A 22,791-nucleotide genomic window follows, 5' to 3' on the forward strand; every position below is an offset into this window, starting at 1 on the left:
CCGGGGCGCCGGGGCGGAAGAATCGAGAGACTTACCCCGGGTCATGCGGCGGTCCGCACATCGAGCTTCGGAAGCATAAGCTGGCTATGACTTCGCCAATGCTTCGTACTTCTTAACTTGGGATTCCAGGGTTTTTATGACCTCGTCGGCGTTGGCATTCACTAATCCGCCACCGCCAGTATTGATGAGGACAGGCCCATCGACCGCGAAGAACGAAAGCAGGCTGGCGCCATCGGCAGTGATCTTGACTCCGACTGAGCCAGCGGCGACCTTTGGCGCGGACATCGGCGCGTAAGTGAGATTGGAACCGTTGTAGGTTTCGCCCGTGCAGGTTGCGAGGGCATCGGTTAAGGACTTGAACGACGCTCTAGCTTGATCGGCGTCGGCGTACTGGCGCAACCCGACTTTGAGAAATTCAGCGGACAGGCCACCTCCCTTGGTGAAGTCCCGCTTCACATAGCTTTTCTCTTGGAAGGCCGGCTTGTAGTCGCAGAATGTCTTGTCGACCGACCTGTCCGAGGGAGGGTCTTGGCTGTACCCGGCAGGAAGGTCCTGCACGCCAAGTAGCGCCTCGGTGAGCGCCTTCTCGGAAAGGATGCGTTGGGTGGGGGCGCCGGATGCGGTCGAGGCCGTCGTAGCAGTCGTGGTCTTACTTGAATCCGATGTGCCACTGCCGCAACCCGCGGCCGACAAGGTCAGCACGAGAGTCAGCAGGATCCGCGGCACCAATCGCCCCTGCGAGTTCACTTGCCGCAACTTACCTGAACCAGAATTACATTCGATGTCGATGCAGCCTTTTGGGCGGTTAGGTGCGACGCCAGAAATTGCCTCCAAAAACGAAGCACCCCCGGTTTCGCCGGGGGTGTTCCGTGTCTAGTCGCCTAGTGGTGGTGATGACCGTGGCCGTGGCCGTGGTCATCGGCTTCCTCGGCCGGCTTGTCGACGACCGCCGTCTCGGTGGTCAGCACCATCCGCGCCACCGACGCCGCGTTGAGCACCGCCGAGCGGGTGACCTTGACCGGGTCGATGACACCGTCGGCGATCAAGTCACCGTAGGTGAGCTTGTCCGCGTTCAGCCCGTGGCCGTTGGGCAGCTCGGTCACCTTGTGCACCGCCACCGCACCGTCGAGCCCGGCGTTGGTGGCGATCCAGTACAGCGGGGCCGCCAGCGCCTCGGAGAAGACGTCGACGCCGAGCGCTTGATCACCGGTCAGCGAGCCGCGCAGCTGTTGAAGCGCCTTGCGGGTCTGCAGCAACGCCGAGCCGCCGCCCGCGACGATGCCCTCCTCGACGGCGGCCTTGGCGGCCGCGACGGCATCCTCGACGCTCTCCTTGCGTTCCTTGAGCGCGGTCTCGGTGGCGGCACCCACCTGGATCACGGCGACACCGCCGGCCAGCTTGGCCAGCCGCTCCTGCAGCTTCTCGCGGTCCCAGTCGGAGTCGGTGGACTCGATCTCGGCGCGCAGCTGCTTGATGCGGTTGGCCACCGCGTCCTTGGCGCCGCCGCCGTCGACGATGACGGTGTCGTCCTTGCTGACCACCACGCGGCGGGCCGAGCCCAGCACGTCCGTGCCGACCTCGCGCAGCAGCAGGCCGGCGTCGGGGTTGATCACCTGGCCGCCCGTCACGATCGCCAGATCCTCGAGGAACGCCTTGCGGCGGTCGCCGAAGAACGGCGCCTTGACCGCGACGGCCTTGAGCGTCTTGCGAATCGAGTTGACCACGAGGGTCGCCAGCGGCTCGCCCTCGATGTCCTCGGCGATGATCAGCAGCGGCTTGCCGGATTCGGCGACCTTTTCCAGCATGGGCAGCAGGTCGGGCAGCGAGCTGATCTTCTCCTGGTGCAACAGGATCACCGGGTCGTCCAGCACGGCCTGCTGGGCATCGAAGTCGGTCACGAAATACGCCGACAGGAAGCCCTTGTCGAAGCCGACGCCCTCGGTGAACTCGAGCTCGGTGCTCAGCGTGGAGGATTCCTCGACGCTGACTACGCCGTCGGTGCCGACCTTGGTCATCGCCTCGCCGACGAGCTCGCCGAGGAGCTGGTCGCGCGACGACACGGTCGCCACCTGGGCGATCGCTTCCTTCCCGGAGACCGGGGTGGCCGACGCCAGCAGGGCCTCGGACACCGCGTCGGCGGCCTTGGAGATTCCCGCACCGAGTTCGATGGGGTTGGCGCCGGCCGCAACCAGGCGCAGGCCGCCCTTGACCAGCGCCTGGGCCAGCACGGTGGCCGTGGTGGTCCCGTCGCCGGCGACGTCGTTGGTCTTGGTCGCCACCGACTTCACCAGCTGGGCGCCCAGGTTCTCGAACGGGTCTTCCAGGTCGATCTCCCGCGCGACGGTGACACCGTCGTTGGTGACCGCGGGCCCGCCGAATGCCTTGGCCAGCACCACATGCCGGCCGCGCGGGCCCAACGTCACGCGTACCGCGTCGGCGAGCGTGTTCACGCCCGCCTCGATGGCGCGGCGCGCCGTTTCGTCGTACTCAATAATCTTGCTCATCAGGCTCCTTCACGCCCCAGCTCTGAGGCTCTAACGCATGCCGCCCCGGAAATCACCCGCGCGGACGCGGGGATCGCCGGGGCGGGACACGGTTCTTACTTGGAGACGACAGCCAGCACGTCGCGCGCCGACAGGATCAGGTACTCCTCGCCGTTGTACTTGATCTCGGTGCCGCCGTACTTGCTGTAGATGACGGTGTCGCCTTCCGAGACGTCCAGCGGGATGCGCTTCTCGCCGTCTTCGTCCCACCGGCCGGGGCCGACTGCGACGACGGTGCCTTCCTGCGGCTTCTCCTTGGCGGTGTCGGGAATGACCAGACCGGACGCGGTCGTGGTCTCGGCCTCGTTGGCCTGCACGAGAATCTTGTCCTCGAGTGGCTTGATGTTCACCTTCGCCACGATTGGAGCCCTCCAGTGTTTGGGTCGGGTCCGGGACGAGCCCGGACCGGGAGTTGGTGGCCGGTCCGGGGCGGGCCCGAACCTGCCGAATTATCAGGTGTTCGGCATTCGTCCATGCCCGAGCGCCGTCGTCGCGGGTGCCGACACAGGGCGTGGCCGATTGCCACCTAGCACTCTATACACGGGAGTGCTAGCACTCAAGGGGGCCCCGCTGCTCCCCGCGTGTTCGCCCTCAGCGATCAGCCGACCTGCGCCTTCACCACCGGCAGGCCCGGGTCGCTGGGCGCGTCCAGCGGGGACGGCGGCGCCCCGGCCGCCACCAGATGCGCGGCGAACGACGCGATCATCGCTCCGTTGTCGGTGCACAACCGGGGCCTGGGGATGCGCAACGTCAGGCCGGCCGCCGCGCAGCGCTGCTCCGCCAGCTCCCGCAACCGCGAATTCGCGGCCACTCCCCCGGCGATCAGCAGTGTCGAGACGCCGAGGTCCGTCGCGGCGCGCACGGCCTTGCGGGTCAGCACGTCGGCCACCGCCTCCTGGAACCCGGCGGCGACGTCGGCGTTCACCGCGTCCGGGTGGCTTTCCAGGTGCCGGGCCACGGCCGTCTTGAGGCCGGAAAAGCTGAACGCGTAGGGGTCGTCGCGCGGCCCCGTCATGCCGCGCGGGAAGGCGATCGCGTCGCGGTCGCCGGTGCGGGCCAGCTCGTCGAGCACCCTGCCGCCCGGGTAGCCCAGCCCCAGCAGCCGCGCCACCTTGTCGTAGGCCTCGCCGGCCGCGTCGTCGACGGTGCTGCCCAGCTCGACGATCGGCTCGCCGAGCGAGCGCACGTGCAGCAGGTGGGTGTGGCCGCCCGAGACCAGCAGCGCCACGCACGCGGGCAGCGGCCCGTGCTCGTAGACGTCGGCGGCCAGGTGCCCGCCCAGATGGTTCACCGCATAGAACGGAACCCCCCAGGCGGCCGAATAGGCTTTGGCCGCAGCAACTCCCACCAACAGGGCGCCCGCCAGCCCGGGCCCGATGGTGGCGGCGACGATGTCGGGCCTGTCCAGGCCCGCGGCCGACAGCGCGCGGCGCATGGCGGGCCCCAACGCCTCCAGGTGCGCGCGCGAGGCGATCTCGGGGACCACGCCGCCGAACCGCACGTGTTCGTCGACGCTGGACGCGACCTCGTCGGCCAGCAGGGTGACGGTGCCGTCGGTGTCCAGCCGCGCGATGCCGACTCCCGTTTCGTCGCACGAGGTTTCGATGGCCAAGATCGTCGTCACAGCGCCTCCCGCCGCATGGTGTAGGCGTCGGCGCCGCTGACCCGGTAGTAGCGCCGGCGCAGACCGATCTGCTCGAACCCGACACTGCGGTACAGCCCGATGGCCGCCTCGTTGTCGGTGCGCACCTCCAGGTACACGACGCCGCCGTCGGCGAACGTCAGCAGCTCGTCGAGCAACCGGCGGCCGATGCCCTGCCCCTGGTAGGCGGGGTCCACGCCGATGGTGTGGACCTCGTGCTCGTAGGGCGGTGTGCGGCCCAATCGCGAGATGCCGGCGTAGCCGACGAGCGTTCCGCCGACGCGAGCGCCCACGTAATGGTTGTGGGCACTGGCCAATTCGCGGTTGAACGCCGCCGCCGGCCACGGATCGTCGCCGTCGAAGAGCTGCGCCTCCAGCTCGGCGCAGCGCTGCGCGTCGGCCCGCGTCAACGCCCCGACGGTCACCGGCTCGGCGATCATTGCCGCGCCGCCAGGGGTTTGGCGTCGGGCCGACGCAGGTACAGGGCCACCAGCGGAGCCGGGTCATCGCGCCAATCCCCCACCGCGGCAACGAGTCCGGCCGGTGCCGGGTGGACGGGACCGCACACCGGCAGGCCGAACATCGCCGCGTGGTCGGGTGAGCCGGCCACCGCCTGCGCGCCGCCGTGGTCGACGTCGGCGGGGGCATCGACGCCCGGTCCGCCGGTCCGGACGCCGTCGCGGTAGCGGGCCCAGTAGACCTCGCGCCGGCGGGCGTCGGTCACCACGAGCGCGTCCCCGGTGGTGTGCACGCCGATGGCGTCCAGGCTGCACACGCCGTGCACCGGGATGCCGAGCGCATGCCCGTAGGCGGCGGCGGTGGCCATCCCGGCCCGCAGGCCGGTGAACGGACCCGGGCCGCAGCCCACCACGACGGCGTCGAGGTCGGCCATTGCCAGCCCCGCATCGGCAAGGGCGGCAAGCACATTCGGGGTCAGGCGTTCGGCGTGGGCGCGGGCGTCGACGGTGACCCGCTGCGCCAGCACGCACAGGTCCTCGCGCCGCACGATGCCGGCCGTCACCGCCGGGGTGGAGGTGTCGAGGGCAAGGACGAGGGTGCTCATGAACCGGCCCCGCTGTCGGCCCACCGCCAGGTCGCGATCCGCACGTCGGACCCGCTGAGGCGCTCCAGCTTGATGTCGAGGTGGCGTTCCGCGAGGCGCTCGACCAGGCCCTCACCCCATTCCACCACGACGACAGCGTCGTCGAGATCGCTGTCCAAGTCCAGCGAATCGAGCTCACCGAGCAGGTCGGCGCCCCGGTTGTCGGTGTGGTCGAGCAACCGGTACATGTCGACGTGAATCATTGCCGGGGCGTTTTCCCGTCGCGGCGGATGCACCCGCGCCAACACGTAGGACGGCGAGGTGACCGGGCCATCGACGTCCATGGCCGCGGCAATCCCCTTGGCCAGCACGGTCTTTCCCGCACCGAGCGGACCGGAGAGCACCACCACGTCGCCCGCCCGCAGCTGCTCACCGAGCCGGGTCCCCAACGCGATCGTGTCCTCGACGCGCTCGCAGGTCGCGGTGCCCTCACCCCGCGGCGATCGCAAGCGCGGCGCAGCCGGGCGCGGCGGGTCGCCGCCATCAAACTCAGCCACGACGCCACAGCCTTTCCCGTATCCGCCGCAGCCGCAGCGCCGCCTTGGTCGGGGTGGCGCGCCTGACCAGCCGCACCAGGCCGCCGTTGATCGCCTCCGGCTTGTCCAGCAGCGCCAGGTGACTCGCGCCGACGACGATGACCAACTCGGACCGCGGCAGGCTGGCGGCCATCTTTCGCGAATACTCGTCCGGGGTCAGCAGGTCGTGGTCCCCGCAGGCGATCAGGGTCGGGACCCGCAGGAGGGTCCACAGCCCGGCGGTTTCGTCGTGCTTTTCCAACGCGTCCAGAAACCCCACCATGGTGGGTATCGGCGTGCTGTTCATCATCCGCTGCGAGAACGCGTCCAGGCTCCGGCTGACCTGCAGATCGCTGTAGGACGCGGCGCGCAGCACCGGGCCGATCAGCGAGCGGGATACGTTGCGGCCGCGGTGCATCAGGTTCGGCGCGGACCGCGCTGCGACCCGGACCGCTTCCAGCGCAGGGTTTTTCAGGATCTCGCCCAGTGGTGATCTCGCCACACCTTCAGCCGCCGAGGAAATCAGCGCGGCGCCCACGATTCGGCGCCCGTACTGTTCGGGGAACTGGCGGGCGTGCGACAACACCGTCATGCCGCCCATCGAGTGGCCCACCAGCACGATCATTCCGCGGGGCACCACCTCGTTCAGCACGGTCTGCAGGTCCCTGCCGAGCTGGGTCAGCGTGTAGGTCTCGGGCGCGGCCTCGCCGGATCGACCGTGGCCACGCTGGTCGTAGAAGACCGTGCGCACGTCGGGGCCCAACTGGTCGGGCAGCCGGGTCCGCTGAAAGTGGAAGGCCCCCATCTGCAGGCAGAATCCGTGCACGAACACCAGCGTCAGCGGCGCGTCGGCGGGGCCCGCGTCGCGGACCGCGAGCGGCACCCCGTCGGGCGTGGTCACCACCAGGCTGCGGTCGTCCTCGAGCCGGTTGAAATCCTCATGGGCGTAAGGGTCTTCGACCGTGGCGCGTTGGGTGATCGAGCGGCGGGCCGAGGCTCCGATGATCGTGGCGATGGCCGTCAGCCCCGCACCACCCGCAAGCCATGCCCTGCCCCTGTAGCGCCTGCGGGTTCCGTCAGGGCTCAATGGTTCGCGCCTCGCGGTAGGTCCTGGTGATCCGCCCGCGGGGGCTGGTCACCACTTCGTAGTGGATGGTGCCGAGCAGATCCGCCCAATCCTGCGCGGTGGGTTCGCCGCTCGCGCCCGGACCGAACAGGATCGCCTCGTCGCCCTCGGCGACATCGGCGGGGCCGGGTCCCAGGTCGACGACGAACTGGTCCATGCAGATCCGCCCGACCCCCGGTCGGCGCCGGCCGTTGATCAACACCTCCAGGCGGTTGCCCAGGGACCGGAAAACGCCGTCGGCATAGCCCACCGGCAGCAGCGCGAGGGTGGTGTCTCGCCGCGCGGTCCAGGTGTGCCCGTAGGACACGCTCTCGCCCGCACGGATCGACTTCACCAGTGCCACTGGGCATTTCACCGTCATCGCGGGAATCAGTCCCATGTCGCCGAGTTCGGGCACCGGGCTCAGCCCGTACACCGCGATGCCGGGGCGCACCATGTCGAAGGCGAGGTCGGGCCGCGACATCGTGGCCGACGAGTTCGACAGGTGCGCGGCCTCGTACCGCACGCCCTGATTGCGCGCCTGGGCGAGCATCTCGGTAAACCGTTGGGCCTGAAGGTCGTTGACCGGGTTGGCGGGTTGGTCGGCGTACACCATGTGCGACATCAGGCCGCGCAGCACGATGGCGTTCTCGGCGACGGCGCGGCGCAGCGCGGTAAGCATCGACGGGTAGTGCTCCGGCGGCACGCCGTTGCGGTTCAGCCCGGTGTCGACCTTGACGGTGACCGTCGCGGTCCGGCCGGTGCGGCGCACGGCGTCGAGCAGCTCGTCGAGCTGGCGCTCCGACGACACGGCGATCTGGACGTCGGCCAGCAGCGCGGGCGCGAAGTCGAAGCCGGGCGGGTGCAGCCAGGCCAGCACCGGCGCGCGGACGCCGTCGGCGCGCAGCGCCAGCGCCTCGTCGACGGTGGCCACCCCCAGCTCGGCGGCCCCCGCGGCCAGCGCGGCGCGCGCCGTCTGGGCGGCTCCGTGGCCGTACCCGTCGGCCTTGACGACGGCCATCACCTGCGCGCCGCCGGCCTGCTCGCACAGCAGCCGCACGTTGTGCGCGATGGCGCCGAGGTCCACCAGGGCCTCGGCGAGGAGGCCCGGTGTCAGGGATATCGGCGTAGCGGCCCGCCCGGTCATGGGCGCCATTGTCCCAGAACCGCGCCACCCGCCGCCGAGCGTGGACTTGTTGGCGAGATTTCGGCGTGATCGGTGCAACAACTCCACGCTCGACGGCGCGGCGCCACCACCTCAGTGCGCGAAGTGCTGATCCGCGTAGTGGCCGCCGGGCCGGAGCTTGTCCAGCGAACTGAGCGCCGAGACGGCGTCATCGTGCAGGGCCCGGGCCAGGTCGGCGGACAGGCCCTCGCGCACCACGATGCGCAGCACGGAGACGTTGGTGGCGTTGTCCGGCATGGTGTAGGCGGGCACCTGCCAGCCGTAGGTCCGAAGCTCGTGGGAGACGTCGAACTCGGTGTAGCCGCGGTCCTTGGACAGCCGGAACGCGACCACGGGGATCGCCGAGCCGTCGGAGACCAGCTCGCAGTGCTCGCTGACCCGCAGCTGCTCACCGAGCCAGCGCGCCGTCCCGGACAGCGCCTGCATGACCTTGGTGTAGCCCTCCCGGCCGAGCCGCAGGAAGTTGTAGTACTGGCCGACCACCTGGTTACCGGGGCGGGAGAAGTTCAGCGTGAAGGTCGGCATGTCGCCGCCGAGGTAGTTGACCCGGAACACCAGGTCGTCGGGCAGGTACTCCTTGCTGCGCCACACCACGAACCCGACGCCGGGATAGGTCAGCCCGTACTTGTGGCCGCTGACGTTGATCGACACCACCCGGGGCAGCCGGAAATCCCACTTGAGCTCGGGGTGCAGGAAGGGCACCACGAACCCGCCGCTGGCGGCGTCGACGTGCACCGGGACGTCCACACCGCCGCCGGCGGCCAGCTTGTCCAGCGCGCCGCAGATGTCGGCGACCGGCTCCAGCTCGCCGGTGTAGGTGGTGCCCAGGATCGCCACCACGCCGATGGTGTTCTCGTCGACGGCGTCGACGACCTGTTCGGGGGTGATGACGTAGCGGCCCTCCTCCATCGGCAGGTAGCGGGGCTCGACGTCGAAGTAGCGGCAGAACTTCTCCCAGACCACCTGGACGTTGGACCCCATCACCAGGTTCGGGGTGCGGCCCTTCCAGTCCTTGCCGATTTTCGCGCGCCACCGCCACTTCATCGCCAGCCCGCCGAGCATCACCGCCTCGCTGGAGCCGATCGTGGACACCCCGCACGCGCTGTAGGGGTCGGCGTCGTTCAGGCCGTCGGCGTGGAACAGGTCGGCCACCATGCACACGCAGCGCTGCTCGATGGCCGCGGTCGCCGGGTACTCGTCCTTGTCGATCATGTTCTTGTCGAACGTCTCGGCCATCAGCTTGCCGGCCTCGGGGTCCATCCAGGTGGTGACGAAGGTGGCCAGGTTCAGCCGCGAACTCCCGTCGAGCATCAGCTCGTCGTGGATGAAGCGGTAGGCGGCGTCGGGATCCATCGATTCGTCGGGCATCCGCAGTGCGGGGACCGGCGCGGTGAACAGCCGGCCGGTGTAGGCGGGGGCGATGGAGTGCGCGGGCAGCGAAGGGTGTTGTGGCACTGGGGAATCCTCTCGATAGGTCTACAGGGCGGCCAGGGCGGCTCGGATGTGTGGCACCATGCGCGAGGCCGAGGTGGGCGCGTCGCCGGGGCCCGGGTCGGCGGCCGAGCTCGCCGCCGCGCGCGCGTGGACGAAGGCCGCGGCCGCGGCCGCCTCCCCCGGCGGCAGGCCCGCCGCCAGCAGCGCGCCGATCATGCCGGACAGCACGTCGCCGGAGCCGGCGGTGGCCGCCCAGGACTGCCCGGCCGGGCTGAGGTAGACCGGACCGACCGGATCGGCGACGACCGTGACGTTCCCCTTGAGCAACACCGTGGCGCCGAACGCGTCGGCCAGCTTGCGACACGCGCCCACCCGGTCATCATCGGGGGGGTTACCCGCGAGGCGGGCGAATTCACCCGCGTGCGGGGTCAGCACCGTCGGCGCGCTTCGATTGGCCACCAGCTCGGGATGGGCCGCCAGGATGGTCAGCCCGTCGGCGTCCACGATCACCGGCAGATCGGTATCGAGCGCGAACCACAGCGCCGCGGCCCCGGCGTCGTCGGTGCCCAATCCCGGCCCGACGACCCAGGACTGCACCCGCCCGGCCGACGCGGGGGTGGGCGAGGCGATCACCTCGGGCCAGTGCGCGAGCACCTCGCGGTGCGCGCTGCCGGCGTAGCGGACCATCCCGGAGGTCGCCGCGACGGCGGCGCCGGTGCACAGCACGGCCGCACCCGGGTATGTCGACGAGCCGGCCATCACGCCCGTGACACCCTGGGTGTACTTGTCGTCGTGGGGTCCCGGCACCGGCCAGCGCGCCGCCACGTCGGCGGCCTCGAAGCCCAGCACGTCCGTGGCGGGCAGGTCCAGGCCGATGTCGATCAGCCGCACCCGCCCGCACTCGCCGAGCGCGTGCACGGGTTTGAGCCCGCCGAAGGTGACGGTCGCCGCGGCGCGCACGGCGGGGCCGCTGGTGGCCCCGGTGGCCGCGTCGATGCCGCTGGGGATGTCGACGGCAACCACCGGGATCCCCGCGTCATCGACCGCGGCGAACACCTCGGCCGCGGCGGGCCGCAACGCCCCCGAGCCGGAGATGCCCACCACCCCGTCGATGACGAGATCTGTTGCGGGCGAGACGCTTTCGACGATCCTGCCGCCGGCCCTGCGGAACGCCGCCAGCCCCTTGCGGTGGGTGCGCTCGGGGTTGAGCAGGATCGCGTCGGCGGCCGCGCCACGACGGCGCACGAAGGTGGCCGCCCACAGCGCATCACCGCCGTTGTCTCCGGAGCCGACGACCGCGCACACCCGTCGCCCGCTCACCCCGCCGGTGCGGGCCGCCAACTCGCCGATGATCTCGGCGGCCAGCCCGTAGGCCGCGCGCCGCATCAGGGCGCCGTCCGGCAGGCTGGCCAGCAGCGGCGCCTCGGCCTGGCGGATCGCGTCTACGGAGTAGTAATGCCGCATCAGAGCCAGATTACGTGTCGCCGTCGCGGGGGCTTGGCGCCCACCATCTTTCGCCGCGGACCGCCATCAGCTCGGGGGCACGCTGCGGCGCGCCATGGCCTTGAGTCGCGCGGGACTCAATTGCCGGCTGCGCCGGGACCGGGTGCGGGTCATCGGGTAGAAGCACAGTCCGATGAGGATCGAGGCGAAATGCCCGATCGCGGTGAAGTCGAGGTCGACGCGGTCCATCGTGATCAGCGGGAAGCCGAAGATGACGAACAGCACCCCCAGATAGCCCCAGCGCCAGGGCCGGGCGATGTGGTAGGTCAGCACGGCCATCACGCCGACGAGGAAATAGCTGACCCCGATGTCGCGGGCGTGCACGAGGCGTTGCGACGCATCGCGTTCCTCGATCGCGAAGTAGAGGATGCCCTCGCTGATGTAGGTGGCCAGGATGTGAGAGCTCAATCCCACACTGAGCCAGCGCAGCTGACCGAGCCAATGCTCGGCCGGCGCGAGAAACAGGGTGAACAGCAGCAGGTAGGGCTCGAAGCTTTTGCCGTCGATCCACAGCAGACTGGAAAACAGTACGTGGAGTGGATCCTTGCCCAACTCGTGAATGTTGGTGGAGCGGTGCAACAACACCGAGTGCAACTGCCGGCCGGTGAGATGGTTCTGGATGATCGTCGTGACCATCAGCACCAACAGCCAGCCGTAGGTCAGCGGCGCGGTGCTGACGAAATGCCACACCGCCAGCGTCATGCTGCGCACTCGTGCTCGAACCGATGCAGGCGCCACGACATCAACCTTCGCACGCGGGGCGCCGCGCCCCTACGACTTCGGCGGCTAACACGCCGCCACCCCTCAGCTACCCGATGGCGCGGGGACCTCGGCCGGCGGCGCGGCGGCGGGCGCCGGCGGTGTCAAATGTCGCCACCAGCAGCCGATGTAGAGCACCATCGAGGCCACCAGCGCGACCAGGACCCAGATCACGACGGTGATGTCGACCCAGCTGCCGAAGGGTGGTGAACCGGGCAGGGCGTTTCGCAACGGCACCACCGCGAACAGCATCGCCGCGTACCAGGTCGTCATCGGTGGCTGGAACGGCCGCCGGTCCCGCGCGGTCTGAACCGCCACGAACACAGCCAGACTGGCGATCGTGATGAGCACGCCGAGGATGACGATGGCGAACGCCGCGGTGCTCAGCGACCGCCGCAGTTGCAGCCGGTAGGGGCCGTCCGCCTGGGGCCTGGTCGCGGTGAGCTGCCACCCCGAGAGGTGGTCGACGAACGTGACGGGCACGTGTGCGGGCGCGCGGTCGGTGTCGGGGCCGTAGAAGATCTCGACTTCGATCAGCCCCGAGCGGTATTGGTCGAACGGCCAGCGTTCGATCTGCCCGGCGATGGTCAGCGGGACCGACATCAGGCCGGGGAGCATGCCCTTGGTCCAGGTGTGCCGCGACGGCATCGCCGAGGATCGGACGCGGAGGCTGAGATCCTCCTTGAGATGGTGGGTTTTCGGATCCAGCAACGCCGATCCCGGATTGAAGGCGAGGTTGACGGCGAGCACGCTGTAGTTCGACTGGATCTCTTCGACGTTGATCGTCGCCGAGGGCTCGTCGGCGCTCACGACCGGGGTTATACCGTCCAGACGCCGGACGGCATCGCCTTGGGCGTACATCATGATCGACACGATGTATGCCGCGACGATGAGCACGACGAGGCCCACGACGACGTATCTGATGCCGCCCGATCGCATACTTCCTCCCGCACGGACGCCGTGACCAGCTGGCCGAAATGCTTCCCAGGGCAATGTAATGGATCGGCCGCGGGTCCGTCGCCGATACGCGCGAAGCGGTGCGCGCTGCCTACTCGACGGTGACGGACTTGGCCAGGTTGCGCGGCTTGTCCACGTCGTAGCCGCGCGCCTGGGCCACGGACGCGGCGAACACCTGAAGCGGGATCGTCGACAGCAGGGGCTGCAAAAGCGTTGACACGGAAGGGATTTCGATCAAGTGGTCGGCGTAGGGGCGCACGGTGTCGTCGCCTTCCTCGGCGATCACGATGGTGATCGCCCCGCGGGCCTGGATTTCGCGGATGTTGGACAGCAGCTTGGCGTGCAGCACCGCGGACCCCTTGGGGGACGGCATGACGACGATGACGGGCAGATCGTCCTCGATCAGCGCGATGGGGCCGTGCTTGAGCTCGCCGGCGGCGAACCCCTCGGCGTGCATGTAGGCCAGTTCCTTGAGTTTGAGCGCACCTTCCAGCGCCACCGGGTAGCCGACGTGGCGGCCCAGGAACAGCACCGTCGGCGACTGGGCGAATTGGTAGGCCAGCGCGGCCACCGGCTTGATCGTCGCGAGGACCCGCGCGACGACGTCCGGCATGGCTTCCAGCTCGTGGTACTCGCGCGCGACCTCGTCGGGGTACTTGGTGCCCCGGGCCTGCGCCAGCGCCAGGCCGACCAGATAGTTGGCGGTGATCTGCGCCAGGAACGTCTTCGTCGACGCCACCCCGATCTCCGGGCCGGCGCGGGTGTAGAGCACCGCGTCGCACTCGCGCGGGATCTGCGAGCCGTTGGTGTTGCAGATCGCCAGCACCTTGGCCTTCTGCTCCTTGGCGTGCCGGACGGCCTCGAGCGTGTCGGCGGTCTCGCCGGACTGCGAGATGGCGACCACCAGGGTGCTGCGGTCCAAAACCGGGTCCCGGTAACGGAATTCGCTGGACAGCTCCACCTCGACCGGCAGCCGCGTCCAGTGCTCGATCGCGTACTTCGCCAGCAGCCCGGAGTGGTACGCGGTGCCGCAGGCCACTACGAACACCTTGTCGATCTCGCGCAGTTCCTGATCGGAGAGCCGCTGCTCGTCGAGCACGATCCGGCCGTCGACGAAATGGCCCAGCAGGGTGTCGGCGACGGCGGCGGGTTGCTCGGCGATCTCCTTGAGCATGAAGTACTCGTAGCCACCTTTTTCGGCGGCGGCCAGATCCCAATCGATATGGAACTCGCGGTATTCGACATCGTCGTTGCCGTCGAAGTCGGTGATCCGGTAGCCGTCCGCGGTGATCACCACGGCCTGGTCCTGGCCGAGTTCGACGGCGTTGCGGGTGTGCGGGATGAAGGCCGCGACGTCGGAGCCGACGAACATCTCGCCGTCGCCGATGCCGAGCACCAGCGGGGTGGAGCGGCGGGCGGCGACGATGGTGCCGGGGTCGTCGGCGTTGGCGAACACCAGCGTGAAGTGGCCGTCGAGGCGGCGCAGCACCGCGAGGACCGACGCGGGGAAATCGCCGGCGGTCTCGCCGTGGCGGTAGGCCTGCGCCACCAGGTGCACCGCGACCTCGGTGTCGGTGTCGCTGGCGAACTCCACGCCCTGGGCCTCGAGCTCGTGGCGCAGGTTCGCGTAGTTCTCGATGATGCCGTTGTGGACCACCGCGATCTTGCCGGCGGCGTCGCGGTGCGGGTGGGCGTTGCGGTCGGTGGGGCGCCCGTGGGTGGCCCACCGGGTGTGGCCCAGGCCGGTGGTGCCGGTCAGCGAGTGCCGCGGCATCTGGGCGACCGCCTCTTCCAGGTTGGCCAGCCGGCCGGCGCGGCGGCTCACCGTCAGGGTGCCGTCGCCGTTCGCCAGCGCGATGCCCGACGAGTCGTACCCGCGGTACTCCATCCGCCGCAGCGCGGCCATGACGACGTCACAGGCGGGCTGCTGCCCGACATAGCCGACAATTCCGCACATTCTGACCAGGGTAGTGCAGGCGGCACACCGGGCCCGCAATCCGGCGCTATGGTTAGGCCGCCCACCTGCAGGAAGGCGTGCCCGGGCACCGCGACTGGGACGGCCTCAGGTGGACGTCCTGGACCAATCCGCCCAGTCCCCAGCCATTCATGTCACCGTCATAACCGGCGGGAGTTCTTTCATCTGATGTGCGCGCGACGTTTTCGTTCACGTCATCGCGGCCGCGCTTAACGCCTCTAGCATTCCAAATTGTCAGCAAAGATCGTCACCGACCAAAGGACGAGCTGCGTGAGGCTGCCCAGAGTTTCTGGCTACCTCGATTCCCGTTTTCGCCGACACATGAATTCAGCCGTCGATGGTTGTTCACCGGGAATTGTGCAGCGGGTCGCATTGAAATGCGTAACTTGCTCCGACCGACAACCGTGCGCCATGAGGAGGCAATCATGACCGCAGTTCGGTACGACGAAGTGGTGCCCGCCCCCTCGGCGCCGGCCCCCGGGCACGCCGCCCGGCCACGCCGGCACCCGTCCGCGGGCTCCGGAAACGCCTTGATGGACTTGACCACCCACGTGCTCACCGCCACGCTGCACCAGCTCTACGCGGCGCTGTGGCGGGCGGGGGTCATCGAGGTCACGGCCTAGTCATCTGCGCCGGCGCGCGATTGCGATGCGCTAACGTCGACGCGTGGCCCGCATCCGCAAGCTCGTCGCCGCTCTGCACCGCCGTGGTCCGCACCGGGTTTTGCGGGGTGACCTGGCCTTTGCCGGTCTGCCGGGTGTGGTGTACACCCCGGAGGAGGGCCTGAATCTGCCCGGCGTGGCGTTCGGCCACGAGTGGCTGGCCGGCGCCGCCCGGTACTCGAATCTGCTCGAGCATCTGGCGTCGTGGGGGATCGTGGCCGGCGCTCCCGACACCCAGCGGGGTGTGGCCCCCTCGGTGCTGAACTTCGCCTTCGATCTGGGCACCGCCCTGGACATCGTGTCGGGTGTGCGCCTCGGGCCGGGCAAGATCAGCGTGCATCCCGCCAAGCTGGGCGTGGTCGGTCATGGTTTCGGCGGCTCGGCCGCGGTATTCGCCGCCGCGGGAATGCCCGCCAAGCTCGCGGCGGTGGCGGCGATTTTCCCCAGCGTCACCAGCCCGCCGGCCCAGCAGCCCGCCGCGACGCTCAAGGTGCCGGGAGTGATCTTCACCGCGCCGGGCGACCGGACGACGTTGAACTCCAACGCGCTGGCGCTTGCCGAGGCGTGGAAGCCGGCGACGCTGCGCATCGTCAGCAAGGCCGAGCCCGGCGGGCTGGTGGAGGGTCGGCGGCTGGCCACGGTGCTCGGCCTGCCCGGCCCGCACCGGCGTACCCAGCGGTCGGTTCGGGCGCTGCTGACCGGTTACCTGCTCTACACGCTCGGCGGCGACAAGAAGTATCGCGATTTCGCCGACCCGGACGTGCACCTGCCCGGGACGGACGCCATCGATCCCGAGGCCGAGGCGATTCCCCTGGAAGAAAAGATCGTCGCCCTGCTGAAGTGAGGGGGAGTTGATGTCGAGCGCGCACGCGCTGTACGCCCGCTGGATCACCGAACTCTGGAACGGACGGCCGGTCGCGGCCGAGCTGGTCACCGACGACTTCGTCGGTCACTGGCCCGGCCGGGAGGTACAGGGACCGGACGCTCTCGCGCAGATCATCGAGCAGACACGAAACATGTTCTCGGACTTGGGCTTCGCCATCGTGGTCGGCCCGTCGTCCGAGGGTGAGCTGGTGGCCGGGCGCTGGGTGGGCACCGGCCACGGCCCGCACGGCCCGGTCTCGTTCACCGGCAACGACATCCTGCGCCTGGCCGCCGACGGCCGGCGGTTCGCCGAGTACTGGACGGGCACTTCCGCGGGCTGAGCGCCCGGTCCCGCACGGGCGCGTGGTAAGTGTCATGGATGCGAATCGGGATCGCTCTCAACTATTCGGGTGGCTTTCACGAAGCCGTGGACCGCGTCGTCGAACTCGAAAAGTCCGGCATCGAGGTCGCGGTGGTGGCCGAGGCGTATTCGTTCGACGCCATCAGCCAGCTGGGATACCTGGCTGCCAAGACCAACACGGTCGAACTGGCGTCCGGGGTGCTTCCGCTCTACATCCGCACGCCGTCGCTGCTGGCGATGACGGCCGCTGGCCTGGATTTCGTGTCCGACGGGCGATTCCGCCTCGGCATCGGCACCTCCGGGCCGCAGGTGATCGAGGGCTTTCACGGGGTCCCGTTCGACGCCCCGCTCGGGCGCACCCGCGAGATCGTGGAGATCTGCCGCAAGGTGTGGCGCCGCGAGCGCGTGCAGTACGCCGGCAAGCACTACCAGCTGCCGCTGCCCGCCGACCGCGGAACGGGTCTGGGCAAGCCGCTGCAGCTCATCAATCACCCTGTGCGCGAACGCATTCCGATCAGCATCGCCGCGCTGGGTCCCAAGAATGTCGAGCTCACCGCCGAGATCGCCGAGGGCTGGCAGCCGGTCTTCTATCTTCCGGACAAGGCCGCGTCGATCTGGGGTGAGCCGCTGGCCGCCGGCGCCGCCAAACGCGATCCCGCGCTGGGTCCGCTCGACGTCATGGTGCACGCGTCGCTGGCCATCGGGGACAACGTCGACGAGCGGCTGGCCTGGGTCAAGCCGCAGCTCGGGCTCTACATCGGCGGGATGGGCGCCAAAGGCCGCAATTTCTACCACAATCTGGCGACGCGTTACGGGTACGGCGAGGTCGCCGACCGGATCCAGGAGCTGTATCTGTCCGGCCGCAAGCAGGAGGCCATCGACGCCGTGCCCGACGAGCTGGTGCGGGGCATGTCGCTGATCGGGCCGCGCGGGTATGTGGCCGAACGGATGGCCGCCTTCGCCGAGGCCGGGGTGACCACGCTGTTGTTGAGCCCGCAGGCCACCGATCGCGACGAGTCCATGCGCTTCGTCGAGGAAGCCCTGCAACTGCAGCCCTGAGCGGTCACTGCCCGGCCTGCGGAAGCTGGTCCGCGGCAATCTCGCACGGCGTCGACCCCTCGCCCGCGGCGGGTGCGGGATCGGAGGCCGGCGCTGCCGCGGGAGCCGGCGGCTCGGCTGGTGACTCGGCCGGTGGCTCGGCCGGTGGCGGGGTCTCGCCCGGTGGCGGGGTCTCGACCGGTTGGGCTTGCTGATCGGGCTCCGGCCCGCTGGGTTCGGCGGGTTCGGCGGCGTCCTCGACCGCGTCCTCGACATCGCCCGCGTCCTCCGTGCCCTCCGCGTCAGTCGGATCCTCGGCGTGAAAAGGGTTCTCGTCGAACGCGTTTCCGTCCGCCGAATCGCCGAGCGCGGCCGCGCCATCCGACCCGTCGCCCGCCGACCCGAGCAGATCGCCCATCGCGTCGACGATCCTGGCGGCGAGCCCAAGAAGACCGCCGCCACCCCCACCGAGCCCACCACTGCCGAGGCCGTCGCCGAGCCCACCGCCGCCGAGCCCGCCCAGATCGCCCAAGCTTTCGGCGGGCCACCCCGACGCGTCACCGAGGCCGCTACCCCAGCCCGCGACCGGCGCCGGCGGGGCCGGCAGGGGGGCGACCGGCGCCGGCGCCGCGGCCGCCACCGTCGCCGCGGGGTCGTCCACCCGCGGTGCGGACGCGGCGGCCACCGGCGGGGCGAGCTGCACCGGAACGACGCCCGCCCCGAGATCACCGGGAAACTCGAACCGCGCCGCCGGGGCGGCCGCGGCCCTGTCGATCACCATGGCGTAGGACGTCTGGACCCCGTCCGACGTGGACCGCATCGCGGCCAGCCAGTCGTTACGAATGTCGTTGTCCACGTAGGGAATCACCTGATGCCGCACCACATCCTCGGCGCCCCGCCGGTCCCCGGCCGTGACCGCGGCGGCGGCGGCCAACCAGGCCGGCCGCTGCGCCTGCGCGCGGTCGTCGACGGCGATGGCCGTCGCGACTTTCGAATCGACCAGGTGCCACAGGTTGTCGCGCAGCGACTCGCATCGCTGGGCCGCCGCGCGCAGTTCGCCGACGACCCCGTCCGCGCTGTCGCAATGCCGTTGCAACAGCTGCACCGCGGCGTCGCCGCCCGCGCCCTGCCACGCCGCGGCCAGCTCGGCCACCTGGGCGCGCTGCATGCGCAGCGCCTCGGCGGCCACCACGCCGGCGGCCCGCAGCTCCGCGCAGTCACGGTCGAGCGCGCGCAGGTCGAGTCCGTCCTCGCTCGCATACCATTCCCGGATCTGCGCGGGATGCGCTGTCAGGTCAAGATGTTGGTAGCCGAGCGCGTGGGACGCCTGCACGTAGGTCTGGGTGTGCTCGACGGCAACCCGGCCCTCGGCGAGGCGCGCGTCCACGTCCAACCGGTCGGCCACGAGCTACGCGATCCGCGCCGCGGCATACAGTTCGGCGTCGGCGTAGCGCTCCGCGCTGGACCGCAGGGCGGCGGCGATCTCGGAGGACGCGCGCGACCACTGCGTCACCTGCTGCGTCAGGCGCCCCAACTCGACGCGGAGCGCGTCGCCGCGCGCGGTGTGCGCCCGCCCGGCGCAGGCCCCGCCGAAGGCCAGCCTGGCCAGGTGATCGCTGACCGCGCGGTCGAGAAATTCCGCTGCCATGGCGAATTGGTTAGCGACCCGGTGCGTGGCCGACGCGTCGATCTGGGCGCGGGCAGCGGCGACAGGCCGTGTTCCCCCAACGAATTTCATGCCTAATCCGACGCCGGTAGGCGGGTCGGGGTTCCCGGCGCTGCGGGATCAGTGCGCGGCGCTGACCGCTTCGGCGACCCGGGTGGCGATCCGCGCAGCGATCTCCTTTTCGGGGGCCTCCACCATCACGCGGATCATGGGCTCAGTTCCCGACGGGCGCAACAGGATTCGACCGGTGTCGCCCAGCTCGGCCTCGGCCTGCCCGACGGCGGACTGCACCGACGGCGCGGCGGCGGCCGTGGCCTTGTCGGCGACCGTGACGTTGATCAACACCTGCGGCAGCGTCTGCATGGCCGAGGCCAAATGCGCCAGCGACGAGCCGGTCTGCGCCATGCGGTTCATCAGCCGCAGCCCGGTGACGATGCCGTCGCCGGTCGAGCCCAGCGCGGGCATCACGATGTGCCCGGACTGCTCGCCGCCCAGGCTGTAGTCGCCGGCCCGCAGTTCCTCCACGACGTAGCGATCGCCGACGCCGGTGGTGCGCACCGTGATTCCGGCCGAACGCATGGCCAGATGCAACCCCAGGTTGCTCATCACGGTGGTCACCAGCGTCCGCGAGGACAGTTCGCCGGCCTCGTGCATGGCCAGCGCGAGCACCACCATGATGTGGTCGCCGTCGACGAGGTTGCCGTCGGCGTCGATGGCCAGGCACCGGTCGGCGTCCCCGTCGTGCGCCAGGCCCAGGTCGGCGCGGTGCGCGACGACCGCCGCGCGCAGCGAATCCAGGTGCGTGGAGCCGCAGTTGTCGTTGATGTTGAGCCCGTTGGGCTCGGCGTTGATCGCGATCACCCGCGCGCCGGCCGCGCGGTACGCGCGCGGGCCCACCGCCGAGGCCGCGCCGTGGGCGCAGTCCACCACCACGGTCAGCCCGTCGAGGCGCAGCGTGCTGGCCTTGCTCAGGTGACGCAGGTAGCGGTCGGCCGCGTCCTCGGCGTCGACGACCCGGCCGATGCCGGTTCCGACCGGGCGCGGCCCCGGATCCCCGACGAGGGCTTCGATCTGGTCCTCGGTGCCGTCGTCGAGCTTGCGGCCGCCGGGCCCGAAGATCTTGATGCCGTTGTCGGGCATCGGGTTGTGGGAGGCGGAGATCATCACCCCGAAGTCGGCGTCGTAGGCGCCGGTCAGGTAGGCCACCGCGGGGGTGGGCAGCACCCCCACCCGCAGCGCGTCGACGCCCTGGCTGGTCAGCCCGGCGATCACCGCGGCCTCCAGCATCTCGCCGCTGGCCCGCGGATCGCGGCCGATCACCGCGACGCGGCGGCCGGGTGCCGACGCGCTCGCCAGGTGCCGCGCGGCCGCGGAACCCAGCGCCAGCGCCAGCTCGGCGGTCAACTCGCGGTTGGCGACCCCACGGACACCGTCGGTGCCGAATAGTCGACCCATGCGAACAAACCTCTCACAGTTGTCGGGCTAGCACCTAACGTGCCCGTTCCTTTGTGGCCGAAACGGGGCGCGGGTGGGCGCAGACACGCCGCAACCGGCCACAACTTGTGCACCGCGATGCCAAGTTGTGGCCGGAAAGCGACGGCTGATCAGCGCTTGCTGTACTGAGGCGCCTTGCGGGCCTTCTTCAGGCCGTACTTCTTGCGCTCGGTGGCGCGCGGGTCACGGGTGAGGAACCCGGCCTTCTTCAGCGCGGGGCGGTCGTCCGGCGAGGCCACGATGAGCGCCCGCGCGATGCCCAGGCGTAGCGCGCCGGCCTGCCCAGAGGGGCCGCCGCCGTGCAGATGGGCGTAGACGTCGAAGCTCTCCACCCGGTCCACGGTGACCAGCGGGGCCTTGATGAGCTGCTGGTGCACCTTGTTGGGGAAGTAGCCCTCCAGGGTGCGGCCGTTCAGGTTGAACTGGCCGGTGCCGGGCACCAGCCGCACCCGCACCACGGCCTCCTTGCGGCGGCCGACGGTCTGGATGGGCCGTTCGAACACGTAGGGCTCGGCGGGCGCGGCGACGTCGGCGGTCTCTGAGGCCTCGACCGGGGCTTCGGTCACCTCGGCGACGGCCACTGTTTCCTCTGCGGTCTCTGGGTTGTCCGGGTTCTCTGGGTTCTGAAGGCCCTCGGGCGTTTCGGTCACTGGGCCACCTGCTTGATCTCGTACGGAACGGGCTGCTGTGCGACGTGGGGGTGGGTCGGGCCGGCGTAGACGTGCAGCTTGCGCGCGATCTGCCGGGCGAGCTTGTTCTTGGGCAGCATGCCGACGATCGCGTCCTCCACGACGCGGTCGGGGTGCTTGGCCATCAGCTCGCGGATGGTGCGGCTGCTCAGACCGCCGGGGTACCCCGAGTGGCGGTACGCCAGCTTCTTGTCCAGCTTCTGGCCGCTGAAGGCGACCTTGTCGGCGTTGATGACGATGACGAAGTCACCGCCGTCGACGTTGGGGGTGAACGTCGGCTTGTGCTTGCCGCGCAGCAGGTTGGCTGCCGCGACGGCAAGGCGGCCAAGCACCACGTCCGTGGCGTCGATGACGTGCCACGACCTCGTGGTGTCACCCGCCTTTGGCGTGTACGTAGGCACAGCGCTTACCACTCTTTCTCTGCGAGCCTCTGTTCCGAGGCTGTGGATCCCGGTGTGACCGGGTGCCGGTCAGGCGTCCGCGGTAAGGGCTTGGTCTCGGCGACCGACGTTGACCCGAGGCCCTGGCGTACCGCACGCCAACGGAGCAGCTTACCGACCGCCATCCCCGCAGGTCAAAATGACTGTGTGGTCCCGACGGCTCTCCTCCGTCAGGACCACACAGTCTCACGCGCGGCCAGACCGCGCGGTGTCTCGTCGGCCGCTACCGCGCCCACACGCCGGCGGCGCGGCGGTCGGCGTTGGCCACCTCGTCCGCGCCGTCGCGGACCGCGTTTCCGAGCGCGGCCAGCATCTCGTTGAGCGCGGTCGCCGACTGGTGCCATTTCAGCTGCTCGGCCTGGTAGGCGGCGGCCGCTTCGCTGGTCCAGAGCTGCTGCAAGGGCGCGATGTGTGCTCTCAGCTCGTCGAGCGCGGCATTGAAACGGGCCGATGTCGAGTGAATTTCCTGGCGCACCGAGTATTCGATTTCACCGAAGTTGTAGGACAACACCGAATCCACGGGGATCTTTCCTCCTCACAGGTTTCCGCCGGCGGCGGCGATGCGGTCGGCGTGGCTTTGGCCGGCCTCCTGCAGGGTGGCCGCGTTCTGCCGAATGGTGTCGGCGATGGCGTGTAGGGCGTGGTAGAGGCGCACCGACTCGGCGTTCCAGCGATCGATCACGTCTTTGAAGCGCGTGGCCGCCGGCCCGCCCCACGCCGACGGCGGCACGCCGCTCATCCGGCCGATGAACGCCTGCAACATTGCCCTGATTTCCTCGTTGCGCGCGTCGGTGGTGCCCGCCACCGACCGCATCAGGTCGACGTCGGCGCTCAGTGGGTTTGGTGCAGCCATACC

Annotated in this window: 25 protein-coding genes; 4 read left to right on the forward strand and 21 right to left on the reverse strand. The window is 70.0% G+C overall.

From position 1 onward, the window contains the following. Nucleotides 1–84: 84 nt before the first annotated feature. The 14 genes from W7U_RS16835 to glmS form a co-directional block, all read right to left on the reverse strand. Complete coding sequence (locus W7U_RS16835; RefSeq protein WP_008260187.1) at nt 85–747, reverse strand: hypothetical protein; 663 nt, start codon at nt 745–747, stop codon at nt 85–87. A gap of 134 nt (nt 748–881) precedes the next feature. After that, nucleotides 882–2,504, reverse strand: coding sequence for a chaperonin GroEL (gene groL / locus W7U_RS16840; RefSeq protein WP_008260188.1), 1,623 nt, complete (start codon nt 2,502–2,504; stop codon nt 882–884). A 95-nt stretch (nt 2,505–2,599) separates the two neighbouring features. Next, complete coding sequence (groES, locus tag W7U_RS16845) at nt 2,600–2,902, reverse strand: co-chaperone GroES (RefSeq protein ID WP_007167930.1); 303 nt, start codon at nt 2,900–2,902, stop codon at nt 2,600–2,602. 239 nt (nt 2,903–3,141) lie between these two features. Then, nucleotides 3,142–4,167 carry a tRNA (adenosine(37)-N6)-threonylcarbamoyltransferase complex transferase subunit TsaD gene (gene tsaD / locus W7U_RS16850; RefSeq protein ID WP_008260194.1) on the reverse strand — a complete coding sequence of 342 codons (1,026 nt, stop codon included), beginning with the start codon at nt 4,165–4,167 and terminating at the stop codon, nt 3,142–3,144. Continuing rightward, nucleotides 4,164–4,625, reverse strand: a complete 462-nt coding sequence (gene rimI, locus W7U_RS16855) for a ribosomal protein S18-alanine N-acetyltransferase (RefSeq protein ID WP_008260195.1) — start codon at nt 4,623–4,625, stop codon at nt 4,164–4,166. The genes tsaD and rimI overlap by 4 nt, the downstream gene beginning before the upstream one ends. Next, nucleotides 4,622–5,248 (reverse strand): tRNA (adenosine(37)-N6)-threonylcarbamoyltransferase complex dimerization subunit type 1 TsaB, encoded by a 627-nt coding sequence (gene tsaB / locus W7U_RS16860; protein WP_008260196.1) that lies wholly within the window; start codon nt 5,246–5,248, stop codon nt 4,622–4,624. The genes rimI and tsaB overlap by 4 nt, the downstream gene beginning before the upstream one ends. After that, a complete protein-coding gene (tsaE, locus tag W7U_RS16865) occupies nt 5,245–5,736 on the reverse strand; it encodes a tRNA (adenosine(37)-N6)-threonylcarbamoyltransferase complex ATPase subunit type 1 TsaE (protein ID WP_036429481.1) in 492 nt (163 codons plus the stop codon). Before tsaE ends, tsaB begins: the two co-directional genes overlap by 4 nt. A gap of 40 nt (nt 5,737–5,776) precedes the next feature. Continuing rightward, nucleotides 5,777–6,826, reverse strand: a complete 1,050-nt coding sequence (locus tag W7U_RS16870; protein WP_170320625.1) for an alpha/beta hydrolase — start codon at nt 6,824–6,826, stop codon at nt 5,777–5,779. Between the two features lie 52 nt (nt 6,827–6,878). Continuing rightward, nucleotides 6,879–8,054: an alanine racemase gene (gene alr / locus W7U_RS16875; RefSeq protein WP_008260199.1), complete on the reverse strand. Its 1,176-nt coding sequence runs from the start codon at nt 8,052–8,054 to the stop codon at nt 6,879–6,881. Between the two features lie 111 nt (nt 8,055–8,165). Next, complete coding sequence (locus W7U_RS16880; RefSeq protein ID WP_008260200.1) at nt 8,166–9,548, reverse strand: glutamate decarboxylase; 1,383 nt, start codon at nt 9,546–9,548, stop codon at nt 8,166–8,168. A 21-nt stretch (nt 9,549–9,569) separates the two neighbouring features. Continuing rightward, a complete protein-coding gene (locus W7U_RS16885; RefSeq protein ID WP_008260202.1) occupies nt 9,570–10,991 on the reverse strand; it encodes an NAD(P)H-hydrate dehydratase in 1,422 nt (473 codons plus the stop codon). Between the two features lie 66 nt (nt 10,992–11,057). Then, entirely contained in the window at nt 11,058–11,768 is a 711-nt protein-coding gene (locus W7U_RS16890; RefSeq protein WP_026071203.1) for a rhomboid-like protein, read from the reverse strand. Nucleotides 11,769–11,834: 66 nt separating this feature from the next. Then, nucleotides 11,835–12,728 carry a DUF4436 domain-containing protein gene (locus tag W7U_RS16895; RefSeq protein WP_008260207.1) on the reverse strand — a complete coding sequence of 298 codons (894 nt, stop codon included), beginning with the start codon at nt 12,726–12,728 and terminating at the stop codon, nt 11,835–11,837. A gap of 109 nt (nt 12,729–12,837) precedes the next feature. After that, nucleotides 12,838–14,703, reverse strand: coding sequence for a glutamine--fructose-6-phosphate transaminase (isomerizing) (gene glmS / locus W7U_RS16900; protein ID WP_008260209.1), 1,866 nt, complete (start codon nt 14,701–14,703; stop codon nt 12,838–12,840). A 443-nt stretch (nt 14,704–15,146) separates the two neighbouring features. Between glmS and W7U_RS16905 the strand changes: the two genes are divergently transcribed. The 4 genes from W7U_RS16905 to W7U_RS16920 are packed head-to-tail and all read left to right on the forward strand — an operon-like array spanning nt 15,147 to nt 17,667. Next, on the forward strand, nt 15,147–15,344 hold the full coding sequence (locus W7U_RS16905; RefSeq protein WP_008260212.1) for an Rv1535 family protein: 198 nt from the start codon (nt 15,147–15,149) through the stop codon (nt 15,342–15,344). Between the two features lie 43 nt (nt 15,345–15,387). Further along, the gene (locus tag W7U_RS16910; RefSeq protein ID WP_008260214.1) at nt 15,388–16,227 is read left to right on the forward strand and encodes a dienelactone hydrolase family protein; all 840 of its coding nucleotides are present in this window, start codon (nt 15,388–15,390) and stop codon (nt 16,225–16,227) included. 10 nt (nt 16,228–16,237) lie between these two features. Beyond that, a complete protein-coding gene (locus W7U_RS16915) occupies nt 16,238–16,588 on the forward strand; it encodes a nuclear transport factor 2 family protein (protein ID WP_008260215.1) in 351 nt (116 codons plus the stop codon). Between the two features lie 38 nt (nt 16,589–16,626). Then, nucleotides 16,627–17,667, forward strand: coding sequence for an LLM class F420-dependent oxidoreductase (locus W7U_RS16920; RefSeq protein WP_008260216.1), 1,041 nt, complete (start codon nt 16,627–16,629; stop codon nt 17,665–17,667). 4 nt (nt 17,668–17,671) lie between these two features. On the opposite strand, the gene W7U_RS26635 is transcribed toward W7U_RS16920, so the two are convergent. From W7U_RS26635 to W7U_RS16955, 7 genes are all read right to left on the reverse strand, one after another. After that, entirely contained in the window at nt 17,672–19,051 is a 1,380-nt protein-coding gene (locus W7U_RS26635; RefSeq protein WP_008260217.1) for a hypothetical protein, read from the reverse strand. A gap of 3 nt (nt 19,052–19,054) precedes the next feature. Continuing rightward, nucleotides 19,055–19,384 carry a hypothetical protein gene (locus tag W7U_RS16930; protein ID WP_008260218.1) on the reverse strand — a complete coding sequence of 110 codons (330 nt, stop codon included), beginning with the start codon at nt 19,382–19,384 and terminating at the stop codon, nt 19,055–19,057. A gap of 48 nt (nt 19,385–19,432) precedes the next feature. After that, nucleotides 19,433–20,767, reverse strand: coding sequence for a phosphoglucosamine mutase (gene glmM, locus W7U_RS16935; RefSeq protein ID WP_008260219.1), 1,335 nt, complete (start codon nt 20,765–20,767; stop codon nt 19,433–19,435). Nucleotides 20,768–20,916: 149 nt separating this feature from the next. Continuing rightward, on the reverse strand, nt 20,917–21,372 hold the full coding sequence (gene rpsI / locus W7U_RS16940; RefSeq protein ID WP_162288437.1) for a 30S ribosomal protein S9: 456 nt from the start codon (nt 21,370–21,372) through the stop codon (nt 20,917–20,919). An 80-nt stretch (nt 21,373–21,452) separates the two neighbouring features. Then, nucleotides 21,453–21,896, reverse strand: a complete 444-nt coding sequence (gene rplM / locus W7U_RS16945) for a 50S ribosomal protein L13 (protein WP_008260230.1) — start codon at nt 21,894–21,896, stop codon at nt 21,453–21,455. Between the two features lie 262 nt (nt 21,897–22,158). Then, complete coding sequence (locus W7U_RS16950) at nt 22,159–22,461, reverse strand: WXG100 family type VII secretion target (RefSeq protein WP_085976855.1); 303 nt, start codon at nt 22,459–22,461, stop codon at nt 22,159–22,161. 9 nt (nt 22,462–22,470) lie between these two features. Further along, on the reverse strand, nt 22,471–22,788 hold the full coding sequence (locus W7U_RS16955; protein WP_008260234.1) for a WXG100 family type VII secretion target: 318 nt from the start codon (nt 22,786–22,788) through the stop codon (nt 22,471–22,473). Nucleotides 22,789–22,791 lie beyond the last annotated feature (3 nt).

Source organism: Mycobacterium sp. H4Y (assembly GCF_000364405.1).
In the GTDB taxonomy this organism is placed as follows: domain Bacteria; phylum Actinomycetota; class Actinomycetes; order Mycobacteriales; family Mycobacteriaceae; genus Mycobacterium; species Mycobacterium intracellulare.

Excerpts from the sequence above, each read along its gene's own strand:
- groL (WP_008260188.1), bottom strand. The coding sequence starts at position 2,504 with ATGAGCAAGATTATTGAGTACGACGAAACGGCGCGCCGCGCCATCGAG.
- rimI (WP_008260195.1), bottom strand. The coding sequence starts at position 4,625 with ATGATCGCCGAGCCGGTGACCGTCGGGGCGTTGACGCGGGCCGACGCG.
- tsaB (WP_008260196.1), bottom strand. The coding sequence starts at position 5,248 with ATGAGCACCCTCGTCCTTGCCCTCGACACCTCCACCCCGGCGGTGACG.
- alr (WP_008260199.1), bottom strand. The coding sequence starts at position 8,054 with ATGACCGGGCGGGCCGCTACGCCGATATCCCTGACACCGGGCCTCCTC.
- W7U_RS16885 (WP_008260202.1), bottom strand. The coding sequence starts at position 10,991 with ATGCGGCATTACTACTCCGTAGACGCGATCCGCCAGGCCGAGGCGCCG.
- W7U_RS16895 (WP_008260207.1), bottom strand. The coding sequence starts at position 12,728 with ATGCGATCGGGCGGCATCAGATACGTCGTCGTGGGCCTCGTCGTGCTC.
- glmS (WP_008260209.1), bottom strand. The coding sequence starts at position 14,703 with ATGTGCGGAATTGTCGGCTATGTCGGGCAGCAGCCCGCCTGTGACGTC.
- W7U_RS16905 (WP_008260212.1), top strand. The coding sequence starts at position 15,147 with ATGACCGCAGTTCGGTACGACGAAGTGGTGCCCGCCCCCTCGGCGCCG.
- W7U_RS16915 (WP_008260215.1), top strand. The coding sequence starts at position 16,238 with ATGTCGAGCGCGCACGCGCTGTACGCCCGCTGGATCACCGAACTCTGG.
- W7U_RS16920 (WP_008260216.1), top strand. The coding sequence starts at position 16,627 with ATGCGAATCGGGATCGCTCTCAACTATTCGGGTGGCTTTCACGAAGCC.
- W7U_RS16930 (WP_008260218.1), bottom strand. The coding sequence starts at position 19,384 with ATGAAATTCGTTGGGGGAACACGGCCTGTCGCCGCTGCCCGCGCCCAG.
- glmM (WP_008260219.1), bottom strand. The coding sequence starts at position 20,767 with ATGGGTCGACTATTCGGCACCGACGGTGTCCGTGGGGTCGCCAACCGC.
- W7U_RS16955 (WP_008260234.1), bottom strand. The coding sequence starts at position 22,788 with ATGGCTGCACCAAACCCACTGAGCGCCGACGTCGACCTGATGCGGTCG.